The organism is Streptomyces sp. NPDC004126 (genome assembly GCF_050275515.1).
In the GTDB taxonomy this organism is placed as follows: Bacteria; Actinomycetota; Actinomycetes; order Streptomycetales; family Streptomycetaceae; genus Streptomyces.
The window spans coordinates 121,817-135,365 of sequence record NZ_JBNNPF010000009.1; the positions used below are offsets into that span (position 1 = coordinate 121,817).

The window sequence follows — 13,549 nt, forward strand, 5'->3', positions numbered from 1 at the left end:
CCCGTCGTGGATCTGAGGGACTTCGGTCCAGTGGACCCTCCCTTCCTGGTCAACGCGAGGTGGCGGCGTCTGGTTCCCAGGGCACGGCGGGGCCGCCGCCCCGGTGGCACGGGCCGGGGGGCGACGGCGGGCGTTACTCCGTACGGGTGAGTCGCTGCGGGAAGGACGCGGCCGGACGGGCTACAGCGGGAAGAGGCTGCCCGAGGCGAAGCGCAGGACGAGCTGCGGGGCGCCCGAGAGGACGAGGGCGGTCACCGCGGTGAGGGCGATGGCGGCCGCGACGGGCCAGGGCGCCTTCGTGCGGGCGGGCACGGCCGCTGCGGGCCCGGTGCCGGGCTCCGGGGTGCGGAACAGGAGCGCGGTCCAGCGCAGGTAGTAGTACAGGGCGACGACGACGTTGACGGCCATGAGCACGGCCAGCCAGCCGAGGCCCGCGTCCACAGCCGAGCGGAAGACGGCGACCTTGGCGAAGAGGCCGATGATGCCCGGCGGCAGTCCGGCGAGGCAGAGCAGGAAGAAGGCCATCGCGAGGGCGGCGGCGGGCCGCTCCGCGTACAGGCCGCGGTAGTCGCTGATCCGGTGCAGCGGCTTCGTACGGGCCACGAGGGCGGCCACGGCGAAGGCGCCGAGGTTCACGGCCGCGTACATGAGCGCGTAGGCGACGGTGGAGCCGATCTGGTCGCGGTCGGTGTACGCGGCCGCGGCGATCGGGACCAGGAGGTAGCCGGCCTGGCCGACGGAGGACCAGGCGAGGAGGCGTACGGCGCTGTGGGCGCGGTCGGCGGACTGGCGCAGGGCGGCGGCGTTGCCGAGGGTCATGGTGAGCGCGGCGAGGACGGCCAGGGCCGGGCCCCAGACGTCGGAGTACGCGGGGAAGGCGATCACCGTGACGAGGATGAGGCCGGTGAAGCCGACGGCCTTGCCGATCACCGAGAGGTAGCCGGCGACGGGCAGGGGGGCGCCGACGTAGGTGTCGGGGACCCAGAAGTGGAAGGGGACGGCGGCGGTCTTGAAGGCGAAGCCGACGAGGGTGAGCGCGACGCCCGCCATGGCGAGGGTGTCGAGCTGCCCGGGTACTTCTTCGAGCCGTCCCGCGACCTGCGACAGGTGCAGGGAGCCGGTGGCGGCGTAGACGAAGCTGACGCCCATCAGGGAGACGGCGGTGGCGGTGACGGAGGACAGGAAGAACTTGAGGGCGGCCTCGGAGGAGAGCCGGTCGCCGCGGCGCATGCCGACGAGGGCGAAGGCGGGCAGCGAGGCCACTTCGAGGGCGACGATCAGGGTGGCGAGGTCGCGGGAGGCGGGCAGCAGGGCGGCGCCGGCGGCGGAGGACAGCAGCAGGAACCAGTACTCGCCGGCCGGGGTGCGCGCGTCGCGGACGGCGGTGACCGACAGCAGGGCGGTGACCAGGGCTCCGGCCAGCACCAGGAACTGCACGACGAGCGCGAAGTGGTCGGCGGTGTAGCTGCACGCGGCCGGGTCGCCGGTGAGGCAGAAGGTGGAGCGGTCGCCGGCGCGCAGCGGGAGCAGGGAGGCGGTCGCGGCGGCCAGGCCGGCCACGGAGATCCAGCCGAGGACCGGCTTGCGGGCCTCGGACATGAACAGGTCGGCGACCAGGGCGAACACGGCGACGGCGGCGGTGATGACCACGGGCGCGATCGCGAGCCAGTCGACGGACTGGACGAGGCTGGGGGTGTCGGCGGCGAGGACCGTGGCGGCCGTCATGCGTTGCCTCCTGCGAGGAGCTTCTGTACGGCCGGGTCGGTGAGGCCGAGGAGGACCGCCGGCCACAGGCCGGCGAGGACGGTGAGGGCGACGAGCGGGGTCCAGGCGGCGAACTCGTAGCGCTGGACGTCGGCGACGGTGATCTCGGGGCCGGCCTTCGGGTCGCCCATGCAGACGCGCCGTACGACGATCAGCAGGTAGGCGGCGGTGAGGAGGGTGCCGAACGCGCCGACGGCCATGTAGGTGAGGAAGGCCGGGCGGGAGAGGCCCTCGGCCGGGTCGAAGGCGCCGAAGAGGGCCAGCATCTCGCCCCAGAAGCCGGCGAGGCCGGGCAGGCCGAGGGAGGCGACGGCGGCGAAGGCCAGGAGGGCGCCGAGGCGGGGGGCGCGGCCGTAGAGGGCGGCGCCGGTGGCCCCGGCGAGGGTGTCGAGGTCGCTGCTGCCGTAGCGGTCCTTGAGGGCGCCCACGAGGAAGAAGAGCAGGCCGGTGATCAGGCCGTGGGCGATGTTGGCGAAGAGCGCGCCGTTGACCCCGGTGGGGGTCATGGACGCGATGCCGAGGAGGACGAAGCCCATGTGGCCGACGGAGGAGTACGCGATGAGGCGCTTGAGGTCGCCCTTGCCGTTGCGGCGGGTCAGCGCGAGGCAGGCGAGGGATCCGTAGACGATGCCGACGGCGGCGAAGGCGCCCAGGTAGGGGGCGAAGGTGTGCATGCCGTCGGGGGTGACGGGCAGCAGGATGCGGACGAAGCCGTAGGTGCCCATCTTCAGCATGACGCCGGCGAGGAGCACGGAGCCGACGGTGGGGGCGGCGGTGTGGGCGTCGGGCAGCCAGGTGTGCAGCGGCCACATCGGGGTCTTCACGGCGAGGCCGATGCCGATGGCGAGGACGGCCAGGAGCTGGGTGGTGTGGCTCAGTCCGCGCCCGTTGTCAGAGGCGAGTGCCACCATGTCGAAAGTGCCGCTGTTCAGGCCGATCAGCAGCAGGCCGAGGAGCATGACCACGGAGCCGAGGAGGGTGTAGAGGATGAACTTCCAGGCGGCGGCCTGCCGCTGAGCACCGCCCCAGCGGGCGATGAGGAAGTACATCGGGATGAGGACCATCTCGAAGGCGAGGAAGAACAGCATCAGGTCGAGGACGGCGAAGGTCGCGAGGGTGCCGGCCTCGAGTACGAGGAGCAGCGCGACGAAGGCCTTCGGGGAGGGGCCTTCGGGGAGCTTGAAGTAGCTGTACACCGCGCAGAGGAAGAACAGCAGCGCGGTCATCAGGAGGAGGGGGAGCGAGATGCCGTCGATGCCGAGGTGGATCCGGATGTTCAGCGCCTGGATCCAGCTGATGTCCGTCGTCGCCTGGAAGCGGGACGGGGCGTCGTGGTCGAAGCCCAGGGTGAGGGCGACGGCCGCGGCGAGGACGACTCCGGTGACGGTGACGCCGTGGCGGAGCACGGCCTGTTCGGGGCTCTTGCCCTTCAGTCCGGGCGGGGCCGGCAGGAGGGCCGCGACGGCGCCGAGGAGCGGTGCGGCCACGGTGAACGCCAGAAGGAACTGCATCACGGACGGGCTGATATCGATCACGGCTGACTCTCGGCTCACGATCCGGCGTTGACGTTGGCGAGGACGGCGGTGGCGATGGCCAGGACCACGGCGCCGGCGAGCAGGGCGCTCAGGTAGCTCTGTACGTTGCCGGTCTGGGCGCGGCGTACGAGGCTGCCGAGCAGCCGGGGGCCGGTGCCCGCGCCGCGGACGTACGTGTCGACGACCTCGCGGTCCAGGAAGCGGACCAGGCCCGCGGCCGCCCGGGTGGGGCGTACGAAGAGCCGGTCGTAGACGGCGTCGAGGTGGAAGCCGGCGGCGGCGTGGCGGTGCAGCGGGCCGAGCAGCGCCCGGCCGGGGTCGGCCGCAGGGGTGGCCGGGACGGCGGGGTGGTCGTGGGTCACCTCGGCGACCTCGGGGGTCTCGGCGGCGGATTCGGCTGCGGCGACGGACGCGGGTACGGCGGCTCCGTTGCGGATCCCGGCGGCGGCGCGGGCAGTGGCCCGCTGCCAGAGGCCGTAGGTGAGCACGATGCCGATGAGCGCGGCGCCGGTGCCGAGGACCGAGGTGGTCACGGACGGGGTGAGTTCCTCGCCGTCGAACCAGTCGGCGAGGGGGCCGGCGGCGAGGCCGAAGGCGGTCGAGGGGACTGCCAGCAGCCACAGCACGCCGGTCATGGCGACGGGTTCCCTGCCGTGGTCGGGGGCGGCGGCGCCGCGGCCCCGGAAGGCCATCAGCCACAGCCGGGTGGCGTAGGCGGCGGTGAGCAGGGCGGTGAGCACTCCGGCGGCCAGGACGATCCAGCCGGCCGCGCCGGGCACGAGGTCGGAGTGTCCGCCGGCGGCGTGCTCTGCGGCGACGAGGACGGCTTCCTTGGAGAAGAAGCCGGCGAAGGGCGGGATGGCGGCGAGCGCGAGCAGCGCGATCGTCATCGTCCAGAAGGCGTCGGGGATGCGCTTGGCCAGGCCGTCCATGCGGGACATGGCGGCCAGGGAGTTCGTTCCGGCGGCGTGGATGATGACGCCCGCGCCGAGGAAGAGGAGCGCCTTGAAGGCGCCGTGCGACAGGAGGTGGAAGACGGCGGCGCCGCGGTCGCCGACGGCGAGGGCGCCGGTCATGTAGCCGAGCTGGCCGATGGTGGAGTAGGCGAGTACGCGCTTGATGTCGTCCTGTGCCAGCGCGGCGAGGCCGGAGCCGATCATCGTGACGGCGGCCATGACGGCCATGACGACGAGTGCGGCCCGCGAGGCCGTGAAGACCGGCAGCAGGCGGGCGATGAAGTAGACGCCGGCGGCGACCATCGTCGCGGCGTGGATGAGCGCGGAGACCGGGGTGGGGCCGGCCATGGCGTCGGGCAGCCAGGTGTGGAGCGGGAACTGCGCGGACTTGCCGGCGACGCCGGCGAGCAGGAGCAGCGCGATGAGCGTCGGGTGGTCGAGTCCGCCCGCGGCGACGGTTCCGAGGATCTTGGTGATCCGGAAGGAGCCGGCGTCGGCGGCGAGCGCGAACAGTCCGATGAGGAAGGGGACGTCGCCGAGCTTGGTGACGAGGAAGGCCTTGAGGGAGGCGGAGCGGGCGGCTTCGGTCTCCCAGTAGTGGCCGACGAGGAAGTACGAGCAGATACCCATGATCTCCCAGCCGACCAGCAGCACCATCAGGTCGCCGGAGTAGACGACGAGCAGCATGGCGGAGGTGAAGAGGGAGACGAGGGCGGCGTAGGACGGGTAGCGCGGGTCCTCGCGCAGGTAGGCCGTCGAGTAGAGCTGGACGCAGGTGGCGACGACCCCGACGAGGACGGCGACGAGGGCGGCGAAGCCGTCCAGGTGCAGCGACAGGTCGATCGGCACGGAGCCGGTCGGGGTGAGCTCGGTGGCGGTGTCGATGGCCGGGCCGCCGCCTTGGCGGACGGCGACGAGGACGGCCAGGACGGCCGCGGCCAGCGTCGGCAGGACGGCGAGCGGCCTGACGAAGCCGGGGGCGGTGCGGCCCAGGAGCAGGCCGGCGAGGGCGCCGAGGAAGGGGAGGACGGGGACGAGGACCGCGAGGGTCGTGGTGCTCACGCGGCGACCTCCGGCCGGGCAGTGATGTCGTCGGACGGGCCGGGTTCGTGGCCCTCGGCGGTGTCGCGCAGCTTGTCGACGTCCGAGGTGCCGCGGTTGCGGTACACCATCAGCACGATGGCGAGGCCGATGCCGATCTCGGCGGCGGCGATGGCGATGGTGAAGAGGGTGAGGGCCTGGCCGGCGTGCAGGGTGTCGCGCAGCCAGACGTCGAAGGCCACCAGGTTGAGGTTGACGGCGTTGAGCATCAGCTCGACGGACATCAGGACCAGGATGGCGTTGCGGCGGGCGAGCACGCCGTACAGGCCGGTGGCGAAGAGCAGGGCCGCGAGGACCGCGGGGTAGGCGAGGTGCATCAGCTCTGCCCCTTCTCGGTGCCCGCGCGGGCGGCGGCGTCGGCCGCGTCGGCGGCGTCCTCGGCGGGGGTGTTGCGGCGGGAGAGCACGATGGCGCCGATGAGGGCGGCGAGGAGGAGCACGGAGAGCGCCTCGAAGGGCAGCACCCAGTGCTGGAAGAGGATCTCTCCGGAGACCTTGGTGGAGCCCTGGGCGGGGCCGTCGAGGTCGATCCAGGTGGTGCGGAAGGCGTCGGCGACCACCCAGACGAGCGCCGCCCCGGCGGTGCCGGCGACGCCGAGCGCGACCCAGCGGTTGCCGGAGTCGGCGTCCGGGGAGCGCCCGATGGGGGCCTTGGTGAGCATCAGCCCGAAGAGGAGGAGGACGACCACGGAGCCGAGGTAGATCAGGACCTGGACCCAGGCGATGAACTCGGCGGTCAGCAGCAGGTACTCGACGGCGATCCCGCCGAGCGCGACGACCAGCCAGAGGGCGGCGTGCACGAGCTGCTTGGTGGTGACCGTGATGACGGCCGCGCCGAGGGTGGCGAGGCCGACGAGGAGGAAGGCGATCTCGACGCCGGTCGGCGAGAGGAAGCCGGGGCCGGGCGCGGGGGCGCCCGCGGCCGCGGCGGCTGCGAGGTGGGCGGGGTACATCAGGCGGTGCCTCCCGCCGGGGTGTCGGGGGTGCCGTCGGCGGGCGGGGCCGCTTCGGCCTGGGCGGCGGCTGCCGCCGCGGCGGCGGCAGCGGTGGCTTCGGCCTTCTCGACTGCCTTGCGGGCGGCCGCGATCTCCTTGGGCTCCTCCGCCGCGGGGTCGAGGGCGGGCGGGGCCGGCACGGTCCACATCCACTCGCGCAGCTTGTCGCGCTCGTGGGTGAGCTCGTGGATGTCGGTCTCCGCGTACTCGAACTCCGGCGACCAGAAGAGGGCGTCGAAGGGGCACACCTCGATGCAGATGCCGCAGTACATGCAGAGGGAGAAGTCGATGGCGAAGCGGTCGAGGACGTTGCGGCTGCGCTCGCGGCCGCCGGGGGTGGCGGCGGGCACCGTCTCCTTGTGGGAGTCGATGTAGATGCACCAGTCGGGGCACTCGCGGGCGCACAGCATGCAGACCGTGCAGTTCTCCTCGAACAGGCCGATGACCCCGCGGCTGCGGGGCGGGAGCTCGGGCTGCACCTCGGGGTACTGGGCGGTGTGCGCGCGCTTGGTCATCGTGCGCAGGGTGACGGCCAGGCCCTTGGCGAGGCCGGATCCGGGAATCGGGGGCATTACTGGATCGCCACCTTCACGATGCCGGTGAGCGCGATCTGGGCGAGCGCGAGCGGGATGAGTACGGTCCAGGCGAGCTTCTGGAGCTGGTCCTCGCGCAGGCGCGGGTAGCTCACCCGGAGCCAGATGACGACGAAGGCGAGGACGGCGGTCTTGAGGAGGGTCCAGAACCAGCCGAGGCCGTCACCGCCGAAGGGGCCGTGCCAGCCGCCGAGGAAGAGGACGGTGGTGAGGCCGCACAGGACGACGATGCCGGCGTACTCGGCGAGCAGGAACAGCGCGAAGCGCAGGCCGGTGTACTCGGTGTACGCGCCGAAGATGATCTCGGAGTCGGCGACGGGCATGTCGAACGGGGGCCGCTGGAGTTCGGCGAGGCCGGCGGTGAAGAAGACGACCGCGCCGATGATCTGCCAGGGCAGCCACCACCACTCGAAGGCTCCGACGATGCCGGGCAGGGACACGGTCCCGGCGGCCATCGCGACCGAGGCGGCGGCGAGCAGCATGGGCAGCTCGTACGCGAGCAGCTGGGCCGCGGTGCGCAGGCCGCCGAGCAGGGAGAACTTGTTCGCGGAGGCCCAGCCGCCCATGAGGCTGCCGAGCACGCCGACGCCCATGACGGCGAGTGCGTAGAAGAGGCCGGCGTCGATGACCTGGCCGATCCAGCTGTCGCCCGGGCCGATGGGGATGGCGATCAGGACGAGGAGGTACGGCAGCAGCGCGACGGCGGGGGCGAGCTGGAAGATCCGCCGGTCGGCGTTGGCCGGGACGATGTCCTCCTTCTGCGCGAACTTCACGCCGTCGGCGACGAGCTGGGCCCAGCCGTGGAAGCCGCCGGCGTACATGGGGCCGAGGCGGCCCTGCATGTGCGCCATCACCTTGTGCTCGGTCTGCCCGATGACGAGCGGGAGCACGAGGAAGACGGCGAAGACGACGATCAGTCGCAGGGCGACGTCGAGGACGTCGTTCACGCGTCGCCTCCGGTGGTGTCGGTGTCGGTGTCGGTGTCGGTGTCGGATTCGGGCTTGGGTCCGGGCTCGGCCTCGGGGGCCGGGGGCTCCTCGAAGGCGGGCTTCGGGTTGTGCCAGGGGGCGTCGGCGCTGCGCGGTACCGGGCGCCTGGGAGCCTCCGGCTCCGGCGCCGCCGCGGCTGCCTGGCCGGCCGGGGTGTCCGGGGTGCCCGGCTCCACCGGGGCGGCCGCCTGGCTCGCGGAGCCTTCGGAGGCCGAGCGGGTGCGGCGGGCCGGGCGCGGGGCGTCGGGGGCCGCTTGGCTCGCCGAGCCGTCCGCGACCGAGCGGGTGCGGCGGGCCGGGCCTGGGGTGTCCGGGGTGTCCGGGGTGTCCGCAGGGGTCGCCTGGCTGGCCGAGCCGTCCGTGACCGAGCGGGTGCGGCGCGGTGGGCGCGGGGTTTCCGGGGTGTCGGCCGGGGCGGCCTGGGTGGCGGAGCCCTCCGTCACCGAGCGCGTGCGGCGCACCGGGGCGCCCTCGCGCGGGGCGCGCGCCGGGCCGGCGCCGGCGGCGCGCGGGGTGCGGGCCGGCCGGGCGGGGGCCGGGGGCAGCTGGCCCTTGAGCGGGCCCCAGTCGTTGGGGTCCGGCACGCCGGGCGGGAGCATCTGGCGGCGCTTGGGCGCGTCCGGGTCGTGCGCCTCGCCCGGCTCCTTGGCGCCGGGCCACGCCTTGGCGACGCGCGCCGCCAGGACGAAGTCCTTGCGCAGCGGGTGCCCCTCGAAGTTCTCGGGGAGGAGCAGGTGCACGAGGTTGGGGTGGTCGGTGAAGGTGACCCCGAACATCTCGAAGGTCTCCCGCTCGTGCCAGGCCGCGCCCGCGTACACGTCGACGGCGGACGGCAGCGAGGGCGCCGAGTGCGGGACGGTCGTGCGCAGCAGCAGGCGGCGTACCCGGTGGTTCTCCAGGGAGACGACGTGCGCGCAGACGCGGAAGCCCGTACCGGGCTCGTCGACCGCGCTCAGCCAGTCGAAGTAGGTGCAGCCCAGCTTGTCGCGGGCGATCTCCAGCGCGGAGATCCAGGAGCCGACGGGGACGTCGACGGTGAGGAGCTCGTACGCGGACGAGGCCACGGCCTCGGCGCCGAAGACCGTGCCGGCCGCTTCGGGGAGGGAGTCGTAGAGGTTCACGCGCCGGCCCCCGGTGCGGGCGGCGCCGCGACGAGGCCGCTGGTGAGCTGGGCGACGGAGGGCGATGCCGCGTAGCGGTCCGCGAGGGACTCTCGGGCGATCTTCTCCTGGAGCTTGAGGATGCCCTGGAGGAGGGCCTCCGGGCGGGGCGGGCAGCCCGGCACGTAGACGTCGACCGGAATGATCTGGTCCACGCCCTTGGTGACGGAGTACGAGTCCCAGTACGGGCCGCCGCAGTTGGAGCAGGCGCCGAAGGAGATGACGTACTTCGGCTCGGGCATCTGCTCGTACAGGCGCCTGACGGCCGGGGCCATCTTGTCCGTCACCGTGCCCGAGACGATCATCAGGTCGGCCTGGCGCGGGCCCGGCGCGAACGGAATGACACCCAGGCGGATGAAGTCGTGTCGGGCCATCGACGCGGCGATGAACTCGATCGCGCAGCAGGCGAGGCCGAAGTTGAAGACCCACAGGCTGTAGCGGCGGCCCCAGTTCAGGACCACCTTCATGGGCTCCGGGGCGAGGCGGGAGAGCACTCCCAGCCTCTTCGGCTCCGGAAGCAGCTGGGGCTGGGACTGGGGCTGGGGCTGGGTCTCCGGGGTGACCGCCGGTGTCACGTCCATTCGAGGACGCCCTTCTTGTACGCGTAGAGCAGGCCGACGGCCAGGAACCCGAGGAAGATGAACATCTCGACCAGGGTCGTGGCGCCGTAACCGGCGGCGGCGAACACCGTCGCCCACGGGAAGAGGAAGATCGAGTCGACGGCGAAGATGACGTACAGGAACGCGTAGACGTAGTAGCGGACCTGGGTGTGCGCCCAGCCCTCGCCCACGGGGTCCACGCCGCACTCGTACGTCAGCAGCTTCTCGGGGGTCGGGACCACGGGCCGCAGCAGGCGGCCGGCGCCGAAGGCCACGGCGACGAAGAGCACGCCGACGACAGCGAGCAGGCCGACGACCGAATAGCTCCGGAAGTAGTCCGCTGCGATCACGGTTGCTGTCGATACCGTTGGGTCGGGCACGTCCGTTCCTCGCTCCTCGGCCACTGTCGACGATCAGGTTGATCTGGTACGGCAGGGAGTCTAGGGCCTGGGCTGCACAGGGTGGGGTTACCCCCCGTTCACTGCCGCCTGGCTACCCCATGGCGTCGGCGGGGCGGAATTGGCAGGCTGAGCCGCATGACCGCGAACGATCAAGCTTCCGCTCCCCCTCCCGTACGTCCCGCCTTCGACGCGGCCACGTGGAAGGAGATCGCCTACCTGCTGAGCAACCTGCCGGTGGCGTTGATCGGATTTGTTTACACGGTTGTCATGATTTCGACGACGGGCGGTCTGTCCGTGACCGCGATCGGACTGCCGCTGCTCGCCTGCGGTCTGCTCGGATCGCGGCAGCTCGGGAAACTCGAACGCGCGCGGGCGCGGGCCCTGCTCGGTGTACGGGTGGACGAGCCGACCCCGCTGCCTCCGCCGTACCGGGCCGGCGGGTTCTTCCCCTGGCTGTGGGCCGGGATCAAGGACCCGGTGGGCTGGCGGACCGTCCTGTACGAACTGGTCCGGCTGCCGTGGGGAGTGCTGACCTTCAGTATCGCGCTGCCCGGTCTGTTCGTGCTGTGGCCCGTACTGCCGTACCTGGCGCGCGCCCTGGCGAACGTGGACCGCGCGATGGTACGGGGCCTGCTGTCGCCCTCCGACGAGCTGGAGCGGCGCATCGCGGAGCTGGAGTCGGGGCGCGGGGTCGTCGTGGACACGGCGGCCGCCGACCTGCGGCGGATCGAACGCGACCTGCACGACGGGGCCCAGGCCCGGCTGGTGGCGCTGGCCATGGGGCTCGGCCTGGCGAAGGAGAAGCTGCTGGAGGACCCGGAGGGCGCGGCGGCGATGGTCGACGAGGCGCACGGCGAGGTGAAGCTGGCGCTCCAGGAGCTGCGGGACCTCGCACGGGGCATCCACCCGGCGGTGCTGACCGACCGGGGGCTCGACGCGGCGCTGTCGTCGGTGGCCTCGCGGTGCCTGGTGCCGGTGAAGGTGCACGTGGACCTGGCGGAGCGGCCCGCCGAGGCGATCGAGGGGATCGCGTACTTCGTGGTGTCCGAGCTGCTGCAGAACGTCAGCAAGCACGCGGGGGTGTCGGCGCGGGGCGCGAGCGTCGAGGTGTGGCGGTCGGGGAACCGGCTGCTGATCCGCGTCGCGGATGACGGGCGGGGCGGAGCCGATGCCTCCGGCGGGAGCGGGCTGGCGGGGCTCGCGGAGCGGCTGGGGGCGGTGGACGGCGTGTTCACGGTGGACTCCCCCGAGGGGGAGGGGACGGTGGTCACGGCGGAGCTGCCGTGGCGCTCCCGCGCGTAGCCGGGGCCGGGCCGCTGCGCCGGGCCGGTGCCGCGGGGCGGCGGCGGGGCGGTGCCGCTGCGCCGGGCCGGTGGGGCCGGTCCGGGTGGGTGGGCCGCTGCGCGGGGCTGGTCCCCTACCCGCCCTTCCATCGTTCCCCGGGGCTGCGCCCCGCACCCCCGCGCCTCAAACGCCGGCGGGGCTGGAATTGCCAGACGTCGGCGGGGCTGGGATTGGCCGGCCCGGGGGTGGGACGGGGTGGGGTTAACCCCCGGGGGAGACGGTGACCTGCCGCATGGTTCGGGCAGAGGGGCCGGCGGCAGGGTTGGAGGGTCAAGGGATGAGATGAAGGGCGGGCGGGATCATGGGCGACGGCAAGGGCATCATGCGGGCGGTGCTGCGGGCTCCGGTGGCGGCGCAGACCTGGCGCGAGTTCGCGTACCTGCTGGTGGGCCTGCCGCTCAGCACCCTGTACTTCTCGCTCGCCGTCACCGGCGTGGCCATCGGCGCCGGGCTGCTCGTGACGTTCGTCGGCGTGCCGGTACTGGCCGGGGTGCTGGCCATGTGCCGGGGCTTCGGGCAGGTGGAGCGGGCCCGGGTGCGCGGGATGCTGCGCGTGCCGCTCGCCGATCCGGCGCCGGTCCGGGCGGCGAAGGGCGGGGCGGTGGCCCGGCTCGGGGCGCTGCTCAAGAACGGCAGCGCCTGGCGCCACGTGCTGTACTCCGTGGTGCACCTGCCGTGGGCGGTCTTCACCTTCACGACGGCGCTCGTGCTGTGGACCACCGGCTGGAGCCTGCTGCTGTACCCGCTGTGGTTCTGGGTCTTCCCGGCCTTCACCGACCTACCGGGGCTGCCGGTCCTCCAGAACGACGACTACGTCCTGTACCTGGACTCCCCCGCGACGGTCGTCGGCACCGCCGTCATCGGGCTGGGCCTGACGCTGGCCACCCCGTGGGTGCTGCGGGCGCTCACCAGCGCCGACCGGGTGCTGGTCAGCGGGCTGCTCGGCCGGTCCCGGCTGGACGACCGGGTCATGGAGCTGGAGTCCGACCGCGGGGCGGTCGCGGACACGGCGGCGGCCGACCTGCGGCGGATCGAACGCGACCTGCACGACGGGGCGCAGGCCCGGCTGGTGGCGCTGGCCATGGACCTGGGCCTGGCGAAGGAGAAGCTCACCGAGGACCCGCAGGCCGCGGCCAGGATGGTGGACGAGGCGCACGGCGAGGTGAAGATCGCCCTCCAGGAGCTGCGGGACCTGGCGCGGGGCATCCACCCGGCGGTGCTGACCGACCGGGGGCTCGACGCGGCGCTGTCGTCGGTGGCCTCGCGGTGCGCGGTGCCGGTGCGGGTGGAGGTGGACCTGGCGGAGCGGCCCGCCGAGGCGATCGAGGGGATCGCGTACTTCACGGTGTCGGAGCTGCTGCAGAACGTCAGCAAGCACGCGGGGGCGTCTGCGCGGGGAGCGAGCGTCGAGGTGTGGCGGTCGGGGGACCGGCTGCTGCTGCGGGTCGCGGATGACGGGCGGGGCGGAGCGGATGCCTCCGGCGGGAGCGGGCTGGCGGGGCTCGCGGAGCGGCTGGATGCGGTGGACGGGGTGTTCGTGGTGGATTCCCCCGAGGGGGAGGGGACGGTGGTCACGGCGGAGCTGCCGTGGCGCTCCCGCGCGTAGCCGGGGCCGGGCGCTGCGCGGGGCCGGGGCCGCGAGGCGGGGGGTGCCGCTGCGCCGGGCCGGTGGGGCCGGTGCGGGTTGGTGGGCCGCTGCGCGGGCGAGGTCCCCTACCCGCCCTTCCACCGTTCCCCGGGCTCCGCCCGGACCCGCGCCTCAATCGCCGGCGGGGCTAGAAGCATCCCCGGGCTCTGCCCGGACCCGCGCCTCAAACGCCGGCGAGGCTGGAAGCATCCCCGGGCTCCGCCCGGACCCGCGCCTCAAACGCCGGCGGGGCTGGAAGCGCCCAGGGGCTGCGCCCTGGACCCCCGCGCCTCAATCGCCGGCGAGGCTTGAATTGGACCCCTTAGGGCCCCAGCTCCTCCCCCGAGAAGGTCCCGTCGGCTTGATTCGGACATGTCTTCCGGCCTTGGCTTGGATCCGCCCCCCAGCGCCGGTCCGGCTGGGATGCTTGGCTCTGCCAAGTGGGTCGACGAGTGGACGCGGGAGCTGCGGGAACGTGGAAGACAG

12 protein-coding genes are annotated in these 13,549 nt (G+C 73.3%); 2 read left to right on the plus strand and 10 right to left on the minus strand.

What is annotated here, in order from left to right:
- Positions 1-180 precede the first annotated feature (180 nt).
- From ACQKM2_RS11435 to ACQKM2_RS11480, 10 genes are read right to left on the minus strand one after another with little or no spacing between them, the layout of a single operon-like run.
- Complete coding sequence (locus tag ACQKM2_RS11435) at positions 181-1,725, minus strand: NADH-quinone oxidoreductase subunit N (RefSeq protein WP_427708528.1); 1,545 nt, start codon at positions 1,723-1,725, stop codon at positions 181-183.
- Entirely contained in the window at positions 1,722-3,275 is a 1,554-nt protein-coding gene (locus ACQKM2_RS11440) for a complex I subunit 4 family protein (RefSeq protein WP_427708660.1), read from the minus strand. Before ACQKM2_RS11440 ends, ACQKM2_RS11435 begins: the two co-directional genes overlap by 4 nt.
- 38 nt (positions 3,276-3,313) lie before the next feature.
- The gene (locus tag ACQKM2_RS11445; RefSeq protein WP_427708529.1) at positions 3,314-5,317 is read right to left on the minus strand and encodes an NADH-quinone oxidoreductase subunit L; all 2,004 of its coding nucleotides are present in this window, start codon (positions 5,315-5,317) and stop codon (positions 3,314-3,316) included.
- Positions 5,314-5,673, minus strand: coding sequence for an NADH-quinone oxidoreductase subunit NuoK (gene nuoK, locus ACQKM2_RS11450; protein ID WP_427708530.1), 360 nt, complete (start codon positions 5,671-5,673; stop codon positions 5,314-5,316). Before nuoK ends, ACQKM2_RS11445 begins: the two co-directional genes overlap by 4 nt.
- Positions 5,673-6,308: an NADH-quinone oxidoreductase subunit J family protein gene (locus ACQKM2_RS11455; protein WP_427708531.1), complete on the minus strand. Its 636-nt coding sequence runs from the start codon at positions 6,306-6,308 to the stop codon at positions 5,673-5,675. Before ACQKM2_RS11455 ends, nuoK begins: the two co-directional genes overlap by 1 nt.
- Positions 6,308-6,922, minus strand: coding sequence for a NuoI/complex I 23 kDa subunit family protein (locus ACQKM2_RS11460; protein WP_427708532.1), 615 nt, complete (start codon positions 6,920-6,922; stop codon positions 6,308-6,310). Before ACQKM2_RS11460 ends, ACQKM2_RS11455 begins: the two co-directional genes overlap by 1 nt.
- Complete coding sequence (locus ACQKM2_RS11465) at positions 6,922-7,890, minus strand: complex I subunit 1/NuoH family protein (protein WP_125598587.1); 969 nt, start codon at positions 7,888-7,890, stop codon at positions 6,922-6,924. Before ACQKM2_RS11465 ends, ACQKM2_RS11460 begins: the two co-directional genes overlap by 1 nt.
- Positions 7,887-9,053: an NADH-quinone oxidoreductase subunit C gene (locus ACQKM2_RS11470; RefSeq protein WP_427708533.1), complete on the minus strand. Its 1,167-nt coding sequence runs from the start codon at positions 9,051-9,053 to the stop codon at positions 7,887-7,889. Before ACQKM2_RS11470 ends, ACQKM2_RS11465 begins: the two co-directional genes overlap by 4 nt.
- A complete protein-coding gene (locus ACQKM2_RS11475; protein WP_427708534.1) occupies positions 9,050-9,673 on the minus strand; it encodes an NADH-quinone oxidoreductase subunit B in 624 nt (207 codons plus the stop codon). Before ACQKM2_RS11475 ends, ACQKM2_RS11470 begins: the two co-directional genes overlap by 4 nt.
- Positions 9,664-10,071 carry an NADH-quinone oxidoreductase subunit A gene (locus tag ACQKM2_RS11480; RefSeq protein WP_042801540.1) on the minus strand — a complete coding sequence of 136 codons (408 nt, stop codon included), beginning with the start codon at positions 10,069-10,071 and terminating at the stop codon, positions 9,664-9,666. The genes ACQKM2_RS11475 and ACQKM2_RS11480 overlap by 10 nt, the downstream gene beginning before the upstream one ends.
- Positions 10,072-10,227: 156 nt before the next feature.
- Between ACQKM2_RS11480 and ACQKM2_RS11485 the strand changes: the two genes are divergently transcribed.
- Together ACQKM2_RS11485 and ACQKM2_RS11490 are read left to right on the plus strand one after the other, a co-directional pair.
- Positions 10,228-11,394, plus strand: a complete 1,167-nt coding sequence (locus ACQKM2_RS11485) for a sensor histidine kinase (protein ID WP_427708535.1) — start codon at positions 10,228-10,230, stop codon at positions 11,392-11,394.
- Between the two features lie 343 nt (positions 11,395-11,737).
- Positions 11,738-13,042, plus strand: a complete 1,305-nt coding sequence (locus ACQKM2_RS11490; RefSeq protein ID WP_427708536.1) for a sensor histidine kinase — start codon at positions 11,738-11,740, stop codon at positions 13,040-13,042.
- Positions 13,043-13,549: the final 507 nt, after the last annotated feature.